Below are 20,956 nucleotides of genomic sequence, written 5' to 3' on the forward strand. Positions count from 1 at the left end.
GGGGTGAAGTAAGCCTGTAACCAGGGGGCTGTCACGAAGGTCAGCGGGGTGTCCGTTAGATCCCGTATTTAGGCAACGCAGGCCGATGGTTGCTGAATGACCTGACCCGTCGTCTGTGCCTGTGAGGGTACGAAGATGACCGAGGTCGGCGGTTTGGTGACCTGGGCCGGGAGATAAGTTCGGCCGCAGGCGAGGGTTTCATCTGACGGGCAATTGGCTTATTTTCCGTAGCTCACTGTAACCGACTTTCTGGAGACGCAATGGACATGCCCTCAGCCCAGCAGGCGATTGCCAGCAACAAGGACGCCTGGGACGAATCCGCCCGGCTGCACAAAGACACGGACACCTGGAGGGCGCTGCTGGCCTCGGTCGCCGAACCGGGTTTTTCGTGCCTGGACCCGACTCTCACCGCCTTGTTGCAAGATGTCGGTGTTGCCGGCAAAGACGTGGTGCAACTGTGTTGCAACAACGGCCGCGAAAGCTTGTCGTTATTCGGCCTGGGCGCACGCACGGTCGTCGGCGTGGACCAATCCCGTGCCTTTCTCGATCAGGCTCGGGAACTGGCGGCACTCTCACCCTACAGCCCGGAATTCATCGAAACCGATATCCACCATTTGCCCGAGCGCTTGCACGCACGCTTCGATATCGCCCTGGTGACCATCGGCGTATTGGGCTGGATGCCGGATGTGGCGCGGTTCATGCGCCAGGTCGCCACAACGCTGAAGCCCGGCGGCACCCTGGTGATGTACGAAACCCACCCGTTCCTGGAAGTGTTCGACCCGCTGGCAGCCAATCCGCTGCTGCCTGCCAGTTCGTACTTCCAGCGTGAGCCTTTTGTGCTGCAAGAGTCGATCGTCTATGAAGGGCAGAGCGCAGTCGCGGGGCCGACGTCCTACTGGTTTGTACACACGCTGGGCAGTGTGGTCAGCGCAGCGATTGCAGCGCGGTTGCAGATCGCTCATCTGCAAGAGTACCCGCATTCAAATCGCGAAGAACTCTACGACCAGTACGAGGATCAGGCGGCCCAGTTGCCGCTGTGTTTTACCCTGACGGCGACCAAGCGCCTGCCCTGAGCTGTTTTGCGCGTAAAAAAAGCCCGCCGGGGGAGGCGGGCTAAGGGATTCACTGGAGTAGGTAGGCTTCACCCTATAGACCGGAAGGTGAATGCTTTGTGAAAATCCCGTCGCAAGTTCAGATGGGCGCGGGGCTCAGGATCGACGCACGAATGTACGCATTGTCTGCCCGGGGCCGGTGCTGAATACACACGGTCGCGGCATGCCTTCATCCGCCGCGATGAATACGAACTCGTCTCCTTCCAGGCGGTAGCTGGCCGGCAGCAGCTTGCCCGCGTCATCACCCATGGCATCGATCCAGGTGATGCTTTTGGGATGGGTGGTGCTGTCCAGGAAGAATCGGCCGGCCAGTAGTCGTTTGCCATCAACGGTGAGCACTTCAAAGCGGTCGTCGGTAAGGGTGGTGATTGCACCGGGGGCGCTGTGGGCGTCGGGCGGGTTGAGCACGCCGCTGTCTTCGAGCGAGACCTGCTGCCATGTGCCCTGCAGGGCTTGGTAGTCCGAGTCGGAAATGGATGTCATACAAATTCCTTTTTGTTGAGGCGCATAGCGCTGAATAGCGCGACCGAACGGTCAGAAAAAGCCGGGTATATACAGGTTTATCCGTAGGAAGCTTCGTGTTATCAGGCTTTTATCGCGATTTTTTCGAGTGAGAGCAGCTATTTAACAAACTTTTGACTACTCTTGTGACAAGAATATTCCTACTTGATGAACGCCAGTGGCAATGATCGCTTGAATGAAGGGAAACAAACTTTAATAGCGTGGGATTTTTCGTCTGACTGAGTGGTCAGATAGCGATTGGTTAGCCTGCTCTGTGGGCTTCAGGGCGTTGTCCCTGATTCTTTACTGGGGTATTCAGGTTTTTGACGGTGGTGGCCGTTTAGTATCATTTTTAAGGTGCTTTCATTTTGAATCGAACTTCCCCGCATACTGTTTCTAGCTCTTCAGATGAAATTGACCTGCTTGAACTGTTCCACTCGATTTGGCAGCAAAAAAAACTGGTAGTGGGGTGTACGATTCTGGCGGGTGTGCTCGGCGTCGGTTATGCCTTCCTGGCGCCGCGGACATATGAGGTCAGCAGTGTCTTGCGCCCGGCGGCGATCAATGAACTGGATGCATTGAACCGTTCCGAAGTCTACAAGTTGCCACCGGCCGATGCGTTGTCGAAGGTGGGCGCGCAGTTGGACTCTTATGAGGCGAGGCTGGGCTTTTTCAGATCCCATGAGCAATTGTTCACTGCGTTCCAGAAGCCTGGGCAAAGCCTGGAGCAGAGTTTTGAAGACTTCAACCGCAACTCGGTCAACTTGATTCTGCCGGACCCGAAAAAGTCAGACTCGTTGAGCAGTTATATCCGCCTGGAGTTGCAGTACCCGAGCGATGTGGACGGTGTGGCGATTCTGAACGGCTTTGTCGACTACGCCATTGCGGCGGAGCGCGAACAAGTCGGTGCGGACCTCAAGGTGATCGTCAACAACCGCCTGAATGAACTCAAAGGCAAGATCGACGCTGCGCGCGCCAACTACGATACCGATAAGGAATCGAAGATCGCCAAGCTGTTGGAAGATGACCGACTCAAGCGCGCCCAGTTGCAAGATGAACTCAGTGCCCTGCGCCTGCAGATGAAAATGGAGCGTACCAACCGCCTGGCAGAGCTGTCGGAAGCCATTGCCATCGCCAAGTCCATGGGTATCAAAACGCCGACCACGCCATCGTCCATGGCGGATGCCGCACGAGGCGGTTCGAGCCAGGTGATGCGTACCGAGGTCAACAACCAGAAGATCCCGCTTTTCTTCCTCGGCACCGAGGCCCTGGAGGCCGAGCGCGTTGCGCTACAACAGCGGACCAGCGACGACTTTACCAACCCTCGCGTCGCCGAGATCGGCAAGGAGTTGCAACTGCTGGAGGTCAACCGTGAGGTTGAAGTGCTGCGCAAGCGTGGGAATGAAGACATCTTCCTGCAGGATGTTGAACCGCTTCGTGCTGAAGTTGCGCGCTTGCGTAACCTCAATATCGACATGAGCAACCTCAAGCTGGTCACCGTCGACCGCCGCGCCCAGGAGCCTCTGGCGCCGATCAAACCGAAAAAAGCCCTGGTGATCGCCTTGAGCCTGGTCGCGGGGTTGATCCTCGGCTTGTTCGTCGCACTGGTCCGCCATTTTGTGCTGACCCGGCGCGAAACCGTGCCTTATTCGAGCTTGGAAGACGGGCGCTTTTCCCGGCGTGAGCGCAAGGATGATCAGCCGCTGCCGTAACGTTTAATGCGCAAGGGCTTGTCCCATGACAAGCCCCCGTGCCCCCTCCAATTACAATCAGTGGACAGCTTTTCACAATTCTTAGTTAACCTTTAGTTACAAATTGTGGCTAAATATCGGGCGATGGTTATGAACCGAAGGGCTATCCGCCGGTCGTGCCGCCTGTATGTGAATTGTGATTTCATGTGCTGCTATCCAACCTCGGCCGTCGTGGGCCCGCAGGAGCAGCCTGTTTTCTCCTGACTTGTGACGAAATCCATTGAAACTCATTATTGTTTTCCTCTACGTTGCCTCTATTGCGTATGTCCACCTGCGTGGCCGGGTTCGGCATAAACTGAGACGCCAGCTCAGCGATCACTCTACGTTCCTGGCGCCGATCAACTGCTTTCTCTACCTGTTCTCCAAGCTACCCAGCCGACCGTATCTCTCACCCAGCGACTTCCCGGACCTGAGCCCACTGCAGGAGCATTGGGAAGAAATCCGCCAGGAAGCCCATACCCTGATGCAGGCGGGCGCGATCAAGCGTTCGGACCAATACGACGACGTTGGTTTCAACTCGTTCTTCAAGTCGGGTTGGAAGCGCTTCTACCTGAAATGGTATGGCGACAGCCACCCCTCGGCGATGAAGCTGTGCCCGCGCACCACCGAGTTGCTGCAGAGCATCGGCTCGGTCAAGGCCGCGATGTTCGCCGAGTTGCCGCCGGGCTCCAAGCTGGTGCGCCATCGCGACCCTTACGCCGGTTCCTATCGCTACCACTTGGGCCTGGATACCCCCAACGATCCGGGGTGCTACATCAATGTGGACGGCGAGAACTACTCCTGGCGCGACGGCGAACCGGTGATGTTCGACGAGACCTATATCCACTACGCAGAAAACGCCACCCAGAAGAACCGCATCATTCTGTTCTGTGACGTCGAGCGGCCAATGAAGTACCGCTGGGCGGCCGCGTTCAACCGCTGGTTCAGCCGCACGGTGATGGCCGCCGCCGGCGCGCCGAACGACGCGGGCGACAAGACCGGCGGGCTGAACCGTGCGTTTAGCCGCTTGTACAAAATCCGCCTGCGCGGCAAGGAACTCAAGAAGCGTAACCGCACGCGCTACTACCTGGAAAAGTGGGCGATCTTCGCGGTGCTTGCGCTGATCTTCATCCTGATCTGAACCTCGACGTGGCGCGACTCACTGCGGTGGCGTCGCGCCCAACGTGTCCCACATCTGTTTGCTGAGCCTCTGCCTGTTGGCATAACCGGCCCACGGGTCGCCCTTCAAACCCTGCAACCGCTGTTGCAGGTTGGCGACCGTCCACTGCTGGGCGCCGCGCAACCCCTTCAACTCCTCGCGACTGACCGGCACCGACACCGGCAGGCCGGGGCGTGCGCGCACTGAATAGGCCGCCACCGTACTGGCACCGCGCGCGTTACGCAGGTAATCGATGAAGATCTTGCCCTGTCGATTCTTCGGCCCGGAGGTGGCGGTGAAGCGTTCCGGCAGGCGTTGGGTCATGAACTGAGCGATCGCTTTGGCGAAGGCTTTCACGGTGGCCCAATCATCGCGGCGCGCCAGCGGGATCATCAGGTGCAGGCCTTTGCCGCCGCTGGTCTTGACGAAGGCTTGCAGGCCCAACTCGTCGAGCACCGACAAGGTCAACTGCGCCGCCTCCAGCATGGCTTTCCACGGCAGGGCCGGATCGGGGTCGAGGTCGAGGACGAACAGGTCCGGAGTTTCGATCTTGTCCGAGGTGGCACCCCAGGTGTGCAGTTCGACGGTACCCATCTGCACCGCACCGATCAGGGCGGCGAGGCTGTCGATCTGCATCAGGCGCGCATGGTCAGGGTCCAGGCGCTGGTCCAGTTGCTTGATATGGGGAATCGCCAGGTGCTCCGAGTGCTTCTGGAAAAATTGCTCGCCGTCGATGCCCTCCGGCGCCCTCAGCAAGGAAACGGGGCGGTGACGCAGGAAGGGCAGCAGCCATTCGCTGATGCTCTGGTAAAACTGCGCCAGTTGCAGCTTGCGGGTGCCGCTGGCGAGATCGATGACGCGCTCGGCATGGGTGATCTGCACACCGGCGAGGGTGACCGACGCGGCGGTCTTTTGCGGCGCAGGCGTGGGCCTGGCGTTCCCCACGCAGGCACCGCTGAGCACGCTTTGCGGCTGGGCTTCGGTGATGTCGTAGTCGCTGGCCGGGCGGGCGTGCCGGTCATTTTCCTTGATCAGCAGCCACCGTTCCTTGTCGCTGCTGCCTTTGAGGTGGGTGCGTACCAAGGCCCAATCGCCTGAGAGTTTTTCGCCGGCCAGGGTGAATTCCAGTTTGCCGGCGGCGTAGGCGGTTTGTGGATCGTCGTGGGGGTGCCAAATGCCACGGTCCCAGACGATCACATCGCCGGCGCCGTATTGGCCGGCCGGAATGCTGCCTTCGAAACTGCCGTAGCTCAAAGGGTGGTCTTCGACTTGCACCGCCAGGCGTTTCTGGCTGGGGTCGAGGCTGGGGCCCTTGGGCACCGCCCAGCTCTTGAGCACGCCATCGAGCTCAAGGCGCAGATCGTAGTGCAGATTGCGTGCGTCGTGCTTCTGGATCACGAACGTCAGCGCCGATGCATTGCGCTGCGTGCCCGACGCGGCGCCGGAAGGTTCGGCGGTGATCTTGAAGTCGCGTTTGCGGTTGTATTCGCTCAGGGGCTTTGCCATATCGTGCTCCCTACCTTGGTCGGCTCAAGAGGCCTTTTCGCTGGCTTTTTACACACCTTGCACCCGTGCGATCGCGGGCGTGGAAGTTGCGGTGCGCGGATGCTCGGACAGAACGTGTTACATCTGATGAGAAACTATTTAGTTACCAAAGGCGAACCCAAAGCGTAGCGTGGTATCGAAAGCACGTACTCCTCGTCCCAAGAGGCTTTGTCATGATCACCTGTGTGCGACATCTTGCAGCGTTGGCGCTAGGCCTGGCACTTTGCGCCAGTGCCCAGGCGCAAAACCTGCCCGGCAGCAATGACGCCAACAATAGCCCGATCCACCGGGCCAATCCCAACAGTATGCAGGGTACCCAGCCCAATGCGCCGGCGATTCGCGGCATCCAGACCGGGCCGACCACGCGCACGCCGACCCTGGAAAACGGCGGCATCGGCAATCGCTATCCGCAACGCCAGGCTGCGCCCAGCCGCCCGGCGACGGAAATCAAAGCCCCCACGGTTGACGCCAACGGCAATCGCCGGCCTTGAGCGCCGGTAAGGACCCCGTCTTATGTCTCTACGCAAAACCCTGCTTGCCGCGTGTTGCGCAAGCGCCTTATTGCCGCTGACAACGCTGTATGCCGCCGAAGCCCAGCAGTTTCCCAGCGAACAAGGCAGCATCAGCGCCACGCCGATCGCCAAAGGCCTGGATCATCCGTGGGCCGTGGCGTTTTTACCGGACAAACAGGGCTACCTCGTCACCGAGCGTCCCGGCCACCTGCGGGTCGTCAGCCCGGATGGCAAATTGTCGGCGCCGCTGACCGGCGTGCCTGAGGTCTGGGCCAAGGGCCAGGGTGGTTTGCTCGATGTGGTGCTGTCGCCGGACTTCAAACAGGACCGCCTGGTGTACCTGTCATATGCCGAAGGCGGCGGCAAGGGCGGCACAGCCGGCACTGCGGTCGGTCGCGGGCGGTTGGCGGATGACCTGAGCGGTTTGCGCGACTTCAAGGTGATCCTGCGCCAGGAGCCCAAGCTCTCCACCGGCAATCATTTCGGCTCGCGCCTGGCCTTTGATCGCGACGGCTACCTGTTCGTCACCCTGGGTGAAAACAACGACCGGCCCACCGCCCAGGACCTGGACAAGCTGCAAGGCAAGGTGGTGCGGATCTACCCGGACGGCCGCGTGCCGGATGACAACCCCTTTGTCGGGCAGCCGGGCGTGCGCCCCGAAATCTGGTCCTACGGCCAGCGCAATCCGCAGGGTCTGGCGTTGAACCCGTGGAACGGCACGCTCTGGGAAAACGAGCACGGGCCGCGTGGCGGAGATGAAATCAACATCATCGAACGCGGCAAGAACTACGGCTGGCCCATGGCGACTCATGGCATCAACTATTCGCTGACACCGATCCCCGAGGCCAAGGGCAAGGTGGTGGACGGTACTGTGGCGCCGCACCATGTGTGGGAGAAATCCCCGGCGATCAGTGGCATGGCATTCTACGATGCCGACCGCTTCCAGGCATGGCAGCACAATCTGTTCATTGGCGCACTGGCCAGCCGGGAGCTGATTCGCCTGCAGTTCGACGGCGACAAGGCGATCCATGAAGAGCGCTTGCTCGGCGGCTTGAATGCGCGGATTCGCGACGTGCGGCAAGGGCCGGATGGCTTTTTGTATGTATTGACCGATGAGGATGATGGGGTGTTGTACCGAGTGGGTCTGAAGCAGGATTGAGCAATAAGCCGCAAGCTTCACGCTTGCGGCTACAGGCTAGAGTCCCAACTCCGACAGCCCCGGATGATCGTCCGGACGCCGCCCCAGCGGCCAATGGAACTTGCGCTCGCTGTCCTTGATCGGCATGTCGTTGATGCAGGCAAAACGGTTGGCCATCAGGCCGTGCTGGTCAAACTCCCAGTTTTCGTTGCCGTAGGAACGGAACCAGTTACCCGAGTCGTCGTGCCACTCATAGGCATAGCGCACCGCGATACGGTTATCGCTGAACGCCCACAACTCCTTGATCAACCGGTAATCCAACTCCTTGGCCCATTTGCGGCTGAGGAAGTCTTTGGCTTGTTCGCGGTTGTAGGCGAATTCAGCGCGGTTACGCCACTTGGTGTCCAGGGTGTAGGCCAGGGACACCCGATGCGGGTCGCGGGAGTTCCAGCCGTCTTCGGCCAGGCGGACTTTTTCGATGGCCGACTCGCGGGTAAACGGCGGCAGGGGGGGGCGGGTTTCTGCAGGGGATGACATTGGGCGGCTCCTTAAAACAATAAGGGTTGATCGAAAGTTGCGATGCCTGTGGGGTTAAAGCCCCAATAACGTTCGTGCCATGGATTGCGCCGTATCCGCCGCGGTGGCATCGCCCGTCACCAGGGCCACGGTAATGGCGCCATCGATCAGGATCAGCAGTTGCGCGGCCTGCCGTTGCGGCTCGGGCGTGCCATGGGCTTGACACAGTTCGAGCAGGTACTCGAAGAGTTTGTGTTTATGCGCCTTCGCCAGCAGGCGTACCGGGGCTTGCGGGTCGCCGGTTTCGCCGCTGGTGTTGATGAATGCGCAGCCGCGAAAGTCCGCCGAACCGAACCAGGCCTTGAGCGCGTCGAACACTGCGAGCAGGCGCTCGCCGCTGTCTTCACGGCGTTCCACCTCGGCCCGCAGCCAGTGCATCCAGCGCGCGTCGCGACGTTGCAGGGCCGCGATCACCAGTTCGTCCTTATTGGCGAAATAGCGGTAGATGCTCTTTCGGGAGACACCGGCGGTTTTCACCAGGAAGTCCATGCCAGTGGCGGCGATGCCGTGGCGATAGATCAGCTTCTCGGTGACGTCGAGGATAATGTTGCGGGTAATATCGTTCATGTGCCATACAGTAGAACGATCGTTCTTCTTTCGCAACAAGGTTTTTCACTGACTGGCCACGAGACCTGAGCACCCCCATGGTGTAAGCTCTGGGCCTCTTCGGATTCGACCCATTGCGAGCCTTATGCCGTCGTTCTTCAAACGTTCCCTGTTGCCCAAACTGCGCGCTTTCCCACTCTCCACCGAGGCGATTGAGGTGCTGTCCGGCGCCGCGGCGTTTCGTCGTTGCCTGCTGGAGAAAATTTCCCAGGCTACCCAACGCATCTATATCGTCGCGCTGTACTTGCAGCAGGACGAGGCGGGGCAGGAGATCTACGACGCCTTGCACGCCGCCAAAGCCGCACGCCCGGAGCTGGACATCGTGGTGCTGGTCGATTGGCTGCGCGCCCAGCGCGGGTTGATCGGCGCCGGTAAACAGCCGGGCAACAGCGCCTGGTACCAGGCCATGACCCAAAGCCATGCCACCGAGGTGCCGGTCTACGGCGTGCCGGTGCAGACCCGCGAACTGTTCGGCGTGTTGCACCTCAAGGGCTTTGTGATCGACGACAGCGTGCTGTACAGCGGCGCCAGCCTGAACAACGTGTATTTGCACAAATTCGACAAGTACCGTTTCGACCGTTACCACCTGATCCACAGCGCACCGCTGGCGGATTCGATGCAACACCTGGTGGAACACGGGCTGATGGCATCCAAGGCCGTGCATCGCCTCGACTTGCCCAACCCGCCGACGACCCGCAGCCTGCGCAACGATATCGGCGACCTGCGCAGCCGCCTCAAGCACGCGGCCTACGACACCACCAGCGGCCAGTTGCCCAACGGCCACCTGTCTGTCAGCCCCTTGCTCGGTGTCGGTAAGAACAACCCCCTGAGCCGGGTGATCCTCGAACTGATCGCCAGCGCCCAGCATCAACTGACCATTTGCACGCCATACTTCAACCTGCCGCTGCCGGTGACCCGGGAAATCAACCGCGCCCTGGCGCGCGGGGTGAAGATCGACATCATCGTCGGCGACAAGACCGCCAACGACTTCTACATTTCGCCCAGCGAGCCGTTCAAGGTGATCGCGGCCTTGCCGTACCTCTATGAAATCAGCCTGCGCCGCTTTGCCAAGCGCCATCAGCCGATGATCGACAGCGGCCAATTGAACCTGCACCTGTGGCGCGACGGCGACAACACCTACCACCTCAAAGGCATGTGGGTCGACCAGCGTTATACGTTGCTGACCGGCAACAACCTCAACCCACGCGCGTTCCGCCTTGACCTGGAAAACGCCTTGCTGATCGATGACCCCAAGAGCGAGTGGCTGGAACCCCGGCGCACCGAGCTGGCGCAGATTTTCCAGCACACCACGCGCATCGAAGGTTATCAGCAGCTGCAGACCCTGGTGGATTACCCGCAGGCAGTCGGCAAGTTCCTGCGCCGCGTCAGCCGCGTGCGGATCGAGCGGTTGCTGTATCGCATTCTGTAACACGGGCATCGCGCAACGAACTCTCTTGCTGCCCTCAAAGCCTTGAGAGTTCGCCTACACGCAGCGCTGGCCCAGGCGGGTATGTTTTCTCTCGACAGTTCTTAAGGACAAGAACTCTTGCCATTCACTGGTAGAGAGGAACTAGAAATGTCGCCCGTCTCCCTAATCCTTCATGCCCGTTCGCCAATTCCGCTGGCGCTGACAGTCACGTCCGCGCCAATTGGCGGCCCGATCCCCGACACGCGGGTGCGCAACCGGCGCGCGGCGGTGCCCGAACCTGCCAGCGCGGCGCCGCCATGGACCTTGCAGCCAGCGCCGGCCACGTCGGCGGAGGCCGATCATCAGTTACACACGGCGTTGAGCACCTCGGCCCTGCGTCAGTTAGCGGACTCGAGCGTCCAGATTCCCCATGGCGCCACGATTCGTCCAGGCTTCGAGGCGCTGCGCAGTGCCTTCAATACCGCCGAGATGCGGGCCTGGGTCGCCAGCAAAGGGATGGCCCTGGATACCGTCGTGGTCAAACCCGACTCGGTCAGCGGTTGGGTCGTCGACAGTGGGGTAGCGACACAAAAGACCTTCACCTTGAACGACACCTCGGGATGGTGGCAGATCAGCGCCAGGCTGCGCGCCGCCGCTGCCGCCCTGGATGTGGCCGGCAACGGGCTTGCGTATGTGCATCCTGAGAGCGAAGGCTTGTCTCGCAACGCGGTGTTGCAGGGGTATGGTATTCCCCCGCCGCACACCGCCGACGAACTGCAGACCGTGCGCCAGGCACTCTCGACGGCGGATTGGTCTGCCTTGTCGCCGGAGGTCAAGGGGCGCCTGGAGCAGCGCAACCTGAGGGCTAGAAAAGTCATCGACGTGATGGACGAGCGCGTGCATCTGGCGGGCACCTTGAGTGAGCGCGTGCGGCACCTCTCCGATGAAGACGAGGTGTTGCTGGCCGACGTGCAAACGCCGATCAGCCGCACCTCGTCGCTGGCGATTGACGGCGCCGAGCAGGCAGCGGTCAGCGAGGTGCTGGCGTCCCATGGGTTGTCGGTGCCGAAGACGGCGCGGGAGGTGCGCAATATCCTGCGCTGGCTCGACGCTGCGCTGCCGCCAGCGCCGGCGCTGGGGGACTATGCACAGTTGATCGCGCGTCAGTGGGCCCCTGGAGTCTTGTCCGACGCCGACAAACGCTTCGTGGCGGAGTTGAGCGATGACGATACTCCTGGCAACAAGCCTGCGGTGAACCTGCTGCGCGTCCTGGATATCCGCGGGGTGCTTGCTCTCAACAGCGCAGGCACCTTGCGCGCCGAAGCTGATCGCTTCCTTGAGCAGTTCCTGAACAGCCCCGTGGCGTTGAACTGGGGCAGGGCCGTGGCGCGTAATCGCCAGTTCCAGGGCGCGTCCGGCAGCGATCAACTCTCGACGCTCGAAGCCAAGCAGTGGGTGCTGGCGGCCATCATGTTGCAAATCGACCCCGACGCCCCGGGACGCCCCGGGACCATTGCCGGCTATGACATCTACCAACCTGCCAAAAATGGGCGGACGCTGGCCTCGGTACGCACGGATATCGAAACGCACCTGTGGAAAAAAACCTCACTGGACCCCAAGGTCGCGCCCCTGTTGGCCCACCTGTTTCTGGCCGCTGCCGCCCCTGAGTTTCTGATTCGGGATGTTCCTTCCACGTTGCGCATGGGGTCTGCGGAATGGGCGGATCTGCGCCTGGGCGTGACCTTTGCCGAACGTCAAGGCGGCGCGGGCAGCTCGCGGGCGATGAGTTACCCGGAAATCATGGCGCTTGCCCGACTGGATGCACGCACTGCGGACGAGGCGGCAGTGCTGGATAACCACGGCGTCGACGTGCTGCTTGACTGGGGCTTGATGCAAGGGGTTTACGCCAAGACCGCGGACGGTCGCTATACACCGCAGCACTACCAGCAGGCCAGTGAAGCCTTTCAGGCCCAGCGCGAGCAACTCCTGCAGGCCCTGATGGCGTTCAAGACGCCGCTGCCGACACGCCGGGACCAGGCGGTCGCGAACCTGCAGAAGGTGTTCCCGGAACTCAGCGGGCCCCAGTTGCAAGCGTTGCAGGTCTACGTTGCGGACCCGGACGAGCGCCGTAACATGAAGGTCTCGGAACCCAAGATCCGTTCGCTGATCGAGACCTATATGACCGGCGACCTGGTCAGGGACCGCTGGATGCTGCTGGAGGCTGACACTCCCGGCGCCACTGGCGCTGCAAGAACGCCCTTTTCAAACGCACGCCCAAGTCGCACCGAACAAGCCGCCATCGTCAAAAACGTGCGCGCCCTGAATGCCAGGATCAAGCGTTTGCCCAGCCTGCCGGGGCAAGTGGTGAGCGAAGTCGACGGCTACCTGGCGAGCCTCAAGCAAGGCTTGGGCATTACCACCAAGCGCATGATCGCCAACTTGCCCCTGGCTGATCGCCAGGCCCTGGAGTATGGCGCCGTCGAGCTGTTTACCCTGCGCGAACAGATCGACGGGGTGCCCACGCTGGACCAGACATCCGCGCAAGTCGAAGCGCGACGAGGGCGCAAAGGCACGCTGATCCGCTGTGACTACAACGGGGAGATCAGCTACTTTGAAGTGTTCCCGGCCAAGATGATGATCGTTAAGCGCACGGACTTACCCGAGCAACTGGTGCTGGGCGGCACCCTCGAAGAGACGCAGCGCACCTACGGACGTTGGGCGCCCTCGACGGTCCTGTTGCAGAACGGCGCAGTGGAGCCGTTCGACTTCACCGCCTACACCTCCGATGCCTCGCCGCGATCGGACGTTTCGTCCGCCGGCATCATTATCGATAAGCTCGGTGATACCTTGCCGGCCGCTCCCGCTCCCGCGGCTGCGGATGGCCGCGTGAGCGCGGCGGTGCCCAACAGCTTTGCATCGCCCCGCAGCCAAGCGATTGTCGACCGGATCCTGCAGGGCAATTTCATTCATCACCGCGACAGTGTGCTCAAGTACGCCCAGGGCCAATTACCCCTTGAGCAACAACGAGAAGTGTCGCAACGCAACGACAATATTTTGCTGAGCATGATTCCGTTTGTCGGGGCCATCGTGGACCTGGCCAAGGGCCATATCATCGAGGGTACGCGGGGCTTGTTGATCGATACGGCCGGTGCGTTTCTAGGTGGCGCGGGAACGGCGGTGCGCTCGTTGGTCAAATCCACCAAGGTCGTCGCGCCTTTTGGCGCCAAGGCATTCCGCGTGCTGGAAAAGGGCGTGAGCGTGGTCAGCGCGTTTTTGAATCCGGTAGATGGCGCTGCCGATCTGTTGGTCAACAGTGCCAAAGGCGTGCTCGCCTTGCCTCGCGCGTTGAACAGCGCGCCCAACGTGTCGGCGTTCGCGAACATGCTCGCGGCGCAGGAAAAGTTGCGCACATTCTTCGGCGTACACGCGGCAATAGATCGCGCGGTGGCAACGCACAATGGGCACCATCAAGGCGTGCCCATTCGAGCGGTGCAGATGGGCGCGCATTGGTATGCGGCCAATCCTGAAAGCGGCTTGCCGGTCGGTACGCCGTTGGAAGGGTACCGACCGTTGAGCGAGGCCTAGAGGGCTCAGTTCAAACCCAGTTTGCCGCGCAGGGTCGACAGGTCTTCAGCCAGGGTATTGACCGGGCCGACCAAGGCTTTGCGGTCGTTTTCCTTGACCTTGTCGTAGGTCTGGAAACCGCCGTCCGCCGTCTTGTACTTGGCCAGGATCGTGTCCACGCTGGCGAAGTTCTTGTCGACCTTGGCCAGGAAGGCCGTGTCCTGTTTCTCGATCTGGCCGCGGAACAGGTCGACGATTTTCTTCGCGCCGTCGATGTTGCCCTGGAAGTCATACAGGTCGGTGTGGCTGTAGCGGTCTTCCTCGCCGGAGATCTTGGTGGCGGCGACTTCTTCGAGCAGGGCTGCGGCGCCGCCCACGACTTTTTCCGGCGGGAAGGTCAGGCCGGCCACGCGCGTCTGCAGGTCCTTGACGTTGTTGTTCAGGCCGTCGGCCAAGGCGTCGAGGCCGTGGGTGGTGTTTTCGGCGAACAGGCTGTACTCGATACGGTGAAAGCCGGTGAAGTCGTCGGCCTTCACGCCTTTTTCGTGGTCGTCGACCCGCGAATCGATAGCCGCGTCGAGGTCGCTGAACAGCTCGGCGATCGGTTCGATGGCCTCATAATGCACGCGGGTCGGCGCATACAGCTGCTTGGCGGTGGCCAGGTCGCCTTTTTTCACCGCGTCGGTGAACGCCTGGGTCTGGGTCGCCAGCTCAGCGATTTGTTCGGTGACGTAGATCTTGTAGTCCGACACCGGGCCTACCAGGTCCAGCGGCGCCGTGGCGGCGAAGGCCGCCAGGGGCGAGAGGGTGATTAACAGCGACAGCGCGAGAGTCGACTTGTTCATGGGACGGTTTCCGCTTTAAGTGTTGGCAGGAGGTTGAACGTGCGTTGCAGCAAGTAGCGTGCGCCCGATGAAATCCTTCGGTCCCGTTGCCCCCGGCAAGGTGAAGAAATACCCGCCGCCGACTGGCTTGAGGTACTCCTCCAGGGGCTCGCCGTTGAGCCGGGTTTGTACGCTGATAAAACCTTTTTCCAGGTCGGCCTGGTAGCAGATGAACAGCAGCCCCATGTCCAACTGACCGTTTTTGTTGACGCCGTTGGAGTAGTTGAACGGTCGGCGCAGGATCAGGTTGGCCTGGGTCTGCGGGGTGCGCGGGTTGGCCAGGCGGATATGGGCATCGAGCTTGGTCAGCTTGCCTTGCGGGTCTTTGCTGTAATCGGGCACTTGGGCTTCGTGCTGGCCACCCATGGGCGCGCCGGTGGGCTTGATGCGGCCGATGATGCTTTCCTGTTCCTGCAGCGGCGTGCGGTCCCAACGCTCGACAAAATTGCGAATGATCCGCACCGCCTGGTAGCTGCCATTGGCCGCCCAGGCCGGTTCGTCACTGCCGGGCTGCACCCAGACCACTTGGTCCATGGTCTTGGCATCGTTGGAATTCGGGTTGGCCGAACCGTCACGAAAGCCCAGGAAGTTGCGCGCACTCTGCGCAGGCTCGCCGGGGCGGGCGGGCGCCTGTGGCGGCACGCTGCCTTCCTGCTTCCAGCGCACCAGCAGCAGGTCGGGCAGGTTTTTCACGATGTCGCGCAGGGCGTGGATATTGGTGTCCGGGGTGTTGGAGCAAAATTGCAGGCTCAGGTCGCCGTGGCACTGCGCCGCTTCCAACGCATCGTTGGGGAAACCGACCATGCGGATCAGGCGCTTGGGTTTGGCTGCGCTGAGGCCGAAACGCTCATCGAACAGCGATTCGCCGACCGATACGGTGATGGTCAGGTTATCCGGCGTAACCACCGGGCCGAGGATGCCCGAATCGGTGGGCGGCAGTTTCGGGTCGACCTGCGGCACGCTGCCGCCGGTCATCAGGAAGCTGATGCGCTCGTTGAGGGTGCGGAACAGCCGCTCCAAGTCGTCGCGATCAGCAGCCAGGACATCGAAGGCCACCAGCATGCCGCAGGCCGGGCGCGGGGTGACGATGCCGCTTTGGTGCTTGCCGAAAAAATCGTGATGGTCCTGGGTCTTGTCGCTGCGCGGGGCGGTGGTCACTTGCTCGGCGGCAGCAGCCATGGCCGGGCAGCTCAAGGTGCTGCCGGCAAGCGCGGCACCGGTGGCGGCCATGCCCAGCAGGACGCGACGGCGTTGAAGGTCTAACGGTGGTAAATCACTCATGTATGCGGTCGTCTTCACTGTAGGCCGGAGAGGCCAAGGGCGGGGTCGATTCCATCGAGTGCGGCGGCCAGTACCTTGGCCTTGTCGGCGATCTGCTTGCGCTGATCGGCGGTAACACGGTCGTAGCGGCTGAATTGGCCGTCGACTTTCAAACCATCGAGCGCCGTCTCGAACGCGGCGAGGGCCGTGTCGATGTTCGGCAACAGGTCGGCGGCGGACTTGCTCAGCAGCGGACGCATCAGGTCCACCACCTTGCGCGCGGCATCCAGGTTGGCGGCGAAACCGTTCAGGTCGATATGGCTGTAGCGCTCCTCTTCGCCACTGACGGCGCGCACGTCGGCCAGGCTATTGAGGTTGCGCACCACGATGCTCACCAGTTGTTCCGGTGGCAGCGACTGCGCCAGCAACTGTTGTTTGAGGGTGCCGACGTCGCTCACCAGGCGCTGCGCCAGCGGGGCCAGGCCATCGAGGCTGCGTTGCTGGAACAGGCCGTATTCGAGGCGGTGGAAGCCGCTGAAGGCTGGGTCCTGCTCGCGTTTTTCGAAATAATCGGCGCGGGCGTTGATCGCGTTGTCCAGTTGCGCCAGGCGTTGCGACGCCGCGGCGAGACGCTGATAAGCCTCGCGGGCCGGCACATACAGCGCCTGAGCCTGGGCCAGGTCACCGGCGTCGATCGCTTGTTGCAAGGCGGTCGTGGCCTTGATCAGAGCGCTGGCCTGGCTGCTCAGGTACACACGGAATTCCGACAACGGCCCGATAAACGCCACCATCGACGGCTTGGCCTTGGCTTGGGCGTCGGATGCCGCCGTCGGCGTTACGTGCAAGGTGCCGCGCGGGTTGCTTAACAGGCCGCAGGTAATTGCATAGTCGCCGGGCAACAGATTGGCATTGATCACCTGGCTCAGGCCCGGCGCGATATTTTCGCGTTCTTCGACCACCAGCACGCCGTCGAGGATCTCCCATTCCACCGCGCGGTCGGAGCGGTTGATGATGCGAAAACTCGCGCGCCCGGCCGCAACGGTCAGTGTGTTGGGTTCGCAGGCGTGGCCGTGAATGGTCACGACGGTTTCATCTTGGTGGGTCTGGCGCTTGGTCGCTGCCAGCTGCGAGGCATAGTAGAACAGGCCGCCGGCGGCGATCATCACGACCGCCGAGCCGGCTACCGCCCAGCGCAAGGCGCGTGGCGGCGAGGCCGGTTGAGGAGTTGGGTTGGACAAGAGACGGTCCTTACGGGTGAGAAACGGAAGAGGGCGCGGCGACCGGCTTGGCGGGTGCCGCGGGCAGGAAGAACATCGCCAGGGCCACCACCAGGTAGATCAGGTAGGCCCCCAGCGTGCTGACGGTCGGCGCATCCTGATAGCCGAACATCCCGGCGAGTACCGAGCCCACCGGGCCATCCATCGGCAACGTGGCGCTGACATCGAACAGCACGCTTTGCAGGTGGTTCCACACGCCGGCTTCATGCAGGGCCTGCACGGAGTTGGCGAGGATGCCGGCGGCCACCACCAGGATGAACAGGCCAGTCCAGCGGAAAAACGCGCCGAGGTTCAGGCGCATGCTGCCGCTGTAAATCAGGAACCCGACGATGATCGCCAGCACCAGGCCGAGCAGGGCACCCAGCGGTGCGCCGGGGCCTTCACTCTGCTGGAACACCGCCAACAGGAAAAACACGGTTTCCAGGCCTTCACGGGCCACGGCGAAAAACACCATCAGGATCAGTGCGGTGACTTGGTGGCGCGAGCCGGCCAGGGCATGGTCGAGGGATTGGTGCAGCGAATGTTTGATCGAGCGTGCAACCTTGCGCATCCAGAACACCATGGAACTGAGAATGCCCACGGCGACCAGGCCGACCACGCCTTCGAACAATTCCTGCTGCTTTTGCGGAAATTCGGCACTCATCAGTTCCAGGCCACCACCGACCAGCAAGGCCAGGGCCGCGGCGAGGAAGACACCGACCCACACGGCGGGCATCCACTGGCCACGGCCGGTCTGTTGCAGGTAACTGGCGATGATGCCAACGATCAATGCGGCTTCAATGCCTTCGCGCAACATGATGAGAAAGGGAACAAGCATTCGACACCGCAGGGAAACTGGATAGGAAGCTAAGTTGTAACATAATGATACTCATTGCCAAACAAGAAACATTGACCTTTACTGAACGGCGGCTGAACGGTGGTGGCAAAGCTCAAGCGCCCTTATGATGCACCCCACCTTTTGTGCCGTTGGATTGCCCCACACCCATGTCGGAAAAAGACACCATCTCCATCCACCTTGTGCGCGAAGCCCTGTTGCAGAGCTGCGCGTCGGAGGCAGCGAGCGTTGAGGCCTTGAGCAAGGCGGGCATTGCTCCCGAGCTGCTGTTGCAGCCTGGTGCACGTGTCTCGGCCACGACCTACGCTCGGTTGTGGCGCCTGCTGGCGCGGCGCCTGGACGATGAGTTTTTTGGCATGGACCCGCGCCCGCTCAAGTCCGGCAGCCTGGCGTTTCTGTGCCGCGTGGCCATGGCTCAACCGACGGTGGCGACCGGGCTGGAAACCGGCTTAGCGTTCCTGTCATTGATGCTCGAGCATCTGCCTGCCCAATTGGTGCGCCAGCAAAGCCTGGCGGAAATCGTGCTGCTCGAAACCGAGCCCGAGCCACGCCGGGCGTTCAGCTATTTCACTTATTGGATGATCGTCCACGGCGTCGCCTGTTGGCTCGCGGGGCGGCGTATACCGATCCTGGCCATCGAACTGCGCTGCCCACAACCGGATTTTTGTGACGATTACCGGGTGATGTTCTCCGACAACCTGCGTTTCGACCGGCCGCGCACGCGCATGATCTTCTCCGCCGATTGCCTCGACCTACCGATCAAGCGCAGCGCCGAAGAACTCAAGCGTTTCCTTGGCCACGCACCGGCCAATATCCTGGTCAAATACCGCGACCCCGACAGCCTGGCCACGCGCATCAAGCACGACCTGCGCCAGATGCCGCCCGAGACCTGGCCGGAAACCGACGGCCTGGCTGCCAACCTGTGCATCTCCGCCTCGACCCTGCGCCGCCGCCTGGCGGAAGAGGGGCAAACGTATCAGGGGCTCAAGGACAGCGTGCGCAAAGAGTTGGCGATTGTCTGGCTGGCCGAACCGCAGATCAGCTTTGCCGAAATTGCCACGCGATTGGGATTTGCCGATGCCAGTTCGTTCTACAAGGCGTTTCGTAAATGGGCAGGGTCGAATCCGGGGCACTACCGGAGCCTGATTCTCAATGATGACAACCAGGAAGCGTCCTCACCGAAAAGTGTCTGACAGATGTTGGAGTTGGCTGCGTAGGGGGTTTCCACGATTCAACCCTGTCCGCACATTCGGCCGTGAACCTACGACAGCTCGGCGATCCTCAAGAACTGGAAGACTCACTCACTGAGGCGTTTGTGGAGAAAACATTGGAGAGCGTGATCACTTAGGGGCGATACGCTGAATTTTTCTCATACGACGACCACACCAATACGTTCAGCCTGGACGATGTTGAAGTCGGCCTGTAGCCCTTCTTTCGCTCTATTGCAGCGGTTCAGCGCAGGGGGGAGTAAGGCTCTGGTAGGCAGATCATGGTTTTCGCTGTGGCAATTTGCGCAGGTGCATCTTTCGGCGGCCAAAGAGCTTCAGCGTAATAACGCGCTCTTAGCCGCCCGCGCTCTTCCAGACTGGAAAACCCCCAGATATGGGTGATCCGCGGCGGCCCATCAAGTGCGTACATGTTCAGCACCAGATGAGAGGTATATTCATTGATCGGCGCAAGAGCATTCTGCCAACTGGCTAGCGTAGGTGTGAGACCTCCCGGCTTCAGGAAGTAGGTCCTGAATTCATAGAAATTCCCAAACGACGCCGGGGAAATATCCGACAGGAACGCGAAGCGCCTATAGCTTTCGGTGTTCACTCGGATGGAAGGGTCGGTGACCCCGAAGGGCTCTTTGGCCATCAACACTCGGCGACGTTCGTCTTCAAGTGCCTGCGCGGTTTCAAACCCGCGCAGGAGTTTGACTTGGAACAGATCGCCAATCTCGGAGCGCCAGACACCGAGTAATTGGCCAGGCCCTTGCGCCATCCACTTGCACGCAGCCTTCGCGACAGCGCCTTCGGTGAGCGGTGGACAGCTGAGTGTCGTGAGTTCGTAAAGCATCGAATACCTCGCAATTCAAACAAAAAGGACCCAGCCCAGGCGTCATTGTGTGTACGACGATAATGACTGCCAGCCCTGGATTTTTGCCGATTCGTTGATACCTGATGAGGATAATTGCCAATGGATAATCGATAAATAGGCGTGCATTTGTTTGTTTGACAATGGTGGGTTGTTAATGCTCGACCAGACTGACTGGCATGGCGGTGTTCGTTCAAACGGGCTGGTACATTATTGCTGTCATATACGGGCTTCTTGTTTTTTAATGGTTTTTTTTTCACCTAACAGCAACGTTGTGCTTACACCAAATAAACCAACAAAACAGGAGGCTGCAACTATAATCAAAGTCAGCGAGAAACCATATATACCTAATAACCCACCGAAGATGGTATAAGAAATACCGATAATAACTGAATTAACTAGATTTGCAACAGAGAGGCAAGATGCTCGGATGTGTGACTCAATATTGTCATGAATGTATGTTTCATATGATGTCTCATATATAGCGGGGAGCGACATAATCAAAAGGAAGCTTGCAATTGAAGCAATTAACCCGATATTCAATGATAAAATGAAAAGAAGAAAAGTAACAATGATAGTAGTAGTAAAAGAAATTATGCCGAGAGAGAATCTGGAACAAATAAAACCAGCTGCTATGAACATTGCTGCTGACATAGCTTCAACTGCAGCATAAATGCCAGCAATTATAGGTATTGTAGTGGTCAACTAATCCCGGACACGACGTTAAGTTTTTTCTCGGCCTGAGCCGGTGGCAGCCCACCATTAAATTG

18 protein-coding genes and 1 pseudogene are annotated in these 20,956 nt (G+C 60.5%); 9 read left to right on the forward strand and 10 right to left on the reverse strand.

Annotation, left to right across the window (positions count from 1 at the left end; translation table 11 throughout):
* Positions 1–260 precede the first annotated feature (260 nt).
* Positions 261–1,073, forward strand: a complete 813-nt coding sequence (locus AC07W0_RS29285; RefSeq protein WP_102618855.1) for a class I SAM-dependent methyltransferase — start codon at positions 261–263, stop codon at positions 1,071–1,073.
* A gap of 135 nt (positions 1,074–1,208) precedes the next feature.
* Here the strand turns inward: AC07W0_RS29285 and AC07W0_RS29290 are convergent, their stop codons facing one another.
* On the reverse strand, positions 1,209–1,595 hold the full coding sequence (locus AC07W0_RS29290; RefSeq protein ID WP_102618854.1) for a TIGR03067 domain-containing protein: 387 nt from the start codon (positions 1,593–1,595) through the stop codon (positions 1,209–1,211).
* A gap of 386 nt (positions 1,596–1,981) precedes the next feature.
* Between AC07W0_RS29290 and AC07W0_RS29295 the strand changes: the two genes are divergently transcribed.
* Both AC07W0_RS29295 and lpxO read left to right on the forward strand, forming a co-directional pair.
* Entirely contained in the window at positions 1,982–3,325 is a 1,344-nt protein-coding gene (locus tag AC07W0_RS29295) for an LPS O-antigen chain length determinant protein WzzB (RefSeq protein WP_102618853.1), read from the forward strand.
* 259 nt (positions 3,326–3,584) lie between these two features.
* Positions 3,585–4,484, forward strand: a complete 900-nt coding sequence (gene lpxO, locus AC07W0_RS29300; RefSeq protein ID WP_017847265.1) for a lipid A hydroxylase LpxO — start codon at positions 3,585–3,587, stop codon at positions 4,482–4,484.
* Positions 4,485–4,502: 18 nt separating this feature from the next.
* On the opposite strand, the gene ligD is transcribed toward lpxO, so the two are convergent.
* On the reverse strand, positions 4,503–6,008 hold the full coding sequence (gene ligD / locus AC07W0_RS29305; RefSeq protein ID WP_102618852.1) for a DNA ligase D: 1,506 nt from the start codon (positions 6,006–6,008) through the stop codon (positions 4,503–4,505).
* Positions 6,009–6,220: 212 nt separating this feature from the next.
* Between ligD and AC07W0_RS29310 the strand changes: the two genes are divergently transcribed.
* Together AC07W0_RS29310 and AC07W0_RS29315 are read left to right on the forward strand one after the other, a co-directional pair.
* Positions 6,221–6,538 carry a hypothetical protein gene (locus tag AC07W0_RS29310; protein WP_057005536.1) on the forward strand — a complete coding sequence of 106 codons (318 nt, stop codon included), beginning with the start codon at positions 6,221–6,223 and terminating at the stop codon, positions 6,536–6,538.
* Positions 6,539–6,560: 22 nt separating this feature from the next.
* The gene (locus AC07W0_RS29315) at positions 6,561–7,718 is read left to right on the forward strand and encodes a PQQ-dependent sugar dehydrogenase (protein ID WP_017847268.1); all 1,158 of its coding nucleotides are present in this window, start codon (positions 6,561–6,563) and stop codon (positions 7,716–7,718) included.
* A gap of 36 nt (positions 7,719–7,754) precedes the next feature.
* On the opposite strand, the gene AC07W0_RS29320 is transcribed toward AC07W0_RS29315, so the two are convergent.
* Together AC07W0_RS29320 and AC07W0_RS29325 are read right to left on the reverse strand one after the other, a co-directional pair.
* Complete coding sequence (locus AC07W0_RS29320; RefSeq protein WP_046383231.1) at positions 7,755–8,234, reverse strand: nuclear transport factor 2 family protein; 480 nt, start codon at positions 8,232–8,234, stop codon at positions 7,755–7,757.
* A gap of 54 nt (positions 8,235–8,288) precedes the next feature.
* A complete protein-coding gene (locus AC07W0_RS29325; RefSeq protein WP_102618851.1) occupies positions 8,289–8,840 on the reverse strand; it encodes a TetR/AcrR family transcriptional regulator in 552 nt (183 codons plus the stop codon).
* A gap of 124 nt (positions 8,841–8,964) precedes the next feature.
* On the opposite strand from AC07W0_RS29325, the gene pssA reads away from it, so the two are divergent.
* Both pssA and AC07W0_RS29335 read left to right on the forward strand, forming a co-directional pair.
* Positions 8,965–10,308, forward strand: a complete 1,344-nt coding sequence (pssA, locus tag AC07W0_RS29330; RefSeq protein ID WP_017847271.1) for a CDP-diacylglycerol--serine O-phosphatidyltransferase — start codon at positions 8,965–8,967, stop codon at positions 10,306–10,308.
* A gap of 147 nt (positions 10,309–10,455) precedes the next feature.
* On the forward strand, positions 10,456–13,872 hold the full coding sequence (locus AC07W0_RS29335) for a hypothetical protein (RefSeq protein ID WP_102618850.1): 3,417 nt from the start codon (positions 10,456–10,458) through the stop codon (positions 13,870–13,872).
* A 5-nt stretch (positions 13,873–13,877) separates the two neighbouring features.
* Here AC07W0_RS29335 and efeO (AC07W0_RS29340) read toward each other — a convergent pair whose 3' ends face one another.
* From efeO (AC07W0_RS29340) to efeU, 4 genes are read right to left on the reverse strand one after another with little or no spacing between them, the layout of a single operon-like run.
* The gene (gene efeO / locus AC07W0_RS29340; protein ID WP_017847273.1) at positions 13,878–14,696 is read right to left on the reverse strand and encodes an iron uptake system protein EfeO; all 819 of its coding nucleotides are present in this window, start codon (positions 14,694–14,696) and stop codon (positions 13,878–13,880) included.
* A 15-nt stretch (positions 14,697–14,711) separates the two neighbouring features.
* Positions 14,712–16,016, reverse strand: a complete 1,305-nt coding sequence (gene efeB, locus AC07W0_RS29345) for an iron uptake transporter deferrochelatase/peroxidase subunit (RefSeq protein WP_046385265.1) — start codon at positions 16,014–16,016, stop codon at positions 14,712–14,714.
* A gap of 14 nt (positions 16,017–16,030) precedes the next feature.
* Entirely contained in the window at positions 16,031–17,233 is a 1,203-nt protein-coding gene (gene efeO / locus AC07W0_RS29350; RefSeq protein ID WP_102618849.1) for an iron uptake system protein EfeO, read from the reverse strand.
* Positions 17,234–17,243: 10 nt separating this feature from the next.
* Complete coding sequence (gene efeU / locus AC07W0_RS29355; protein WP_017847276.1) at positions 17,244–18,089, reverse strand: iron uptake transporter permease EfeU; 846 nt, start codon at positions 18,087–18,089, stop codon at positions 17,244–17,246.
* A gap of 167 nt (positions 18,090–18,256) precedes the next feature.
* On the opposite strand from efeU, the gene AC07W0_RS29360 reads away from it, so the two are divergent.
* Together AC07W0_RS29360 and AC07W0_RS29365 are read left to right on the forward strand one after the other, a co-directional pair.
* Entirely contained in the window at positions 18,257–19,300 is a 1,044-nt protein-coding gene (locus AC07W0_RS29360; RefSeq protein ID WP_102618848.1) for an AraC family transcriptional regulator, read from the forward strand.
* An 86-nt stretch (positions 19,301–19,386) separates the two neighbouring features.
* Positions 19,387–19,533: pseudogene (locus tag AC07W0_RS29365) on the forward strand (nitrate ABC transporter ATP-binding protein); the annotation flags it as partial.
* A 26-nt stretch (positions 19,534–19,559) separates the two neighbouring features.
* Here the strand turns inward: AC07W0_RS29365 and AC07W0_RS29370 are convergent.
* Together AC07W0_RS29370 and AC07W0_RS29375 are read right to left on the reverse strand one after the other, a co-directional pair.
* On the reverse strand, positions 19,560–20,168 hold the full coding sequence (locus AC07W0_RS29370; RefSeq protein WP_102618847.1) for an NIPSNAP family protein: 609 nt from the start codon (positions 20,166–20,168) through the stop codon (positions 19,560–19,562).
* A gap of 237 nt (positions 20,169–20,405) precedes the next feature.
* Positions 20,406–20,891 (reverse strand): MFS transporter, encoded by a 486-nt coding sequence (locus tag AC07W0_RS29375; protein WP_256580913.1) that lies wholly within the window; start codon positions 20,889–20,891, stop codon positions 20,406–20,408.
* Positions 20,892–20,956: the final 65 nt, after the last annotated feature.

The sequence above is a fragment of the Pseudomonas sp. GW704-F2 genome (genome assembly GCF_059423025.1).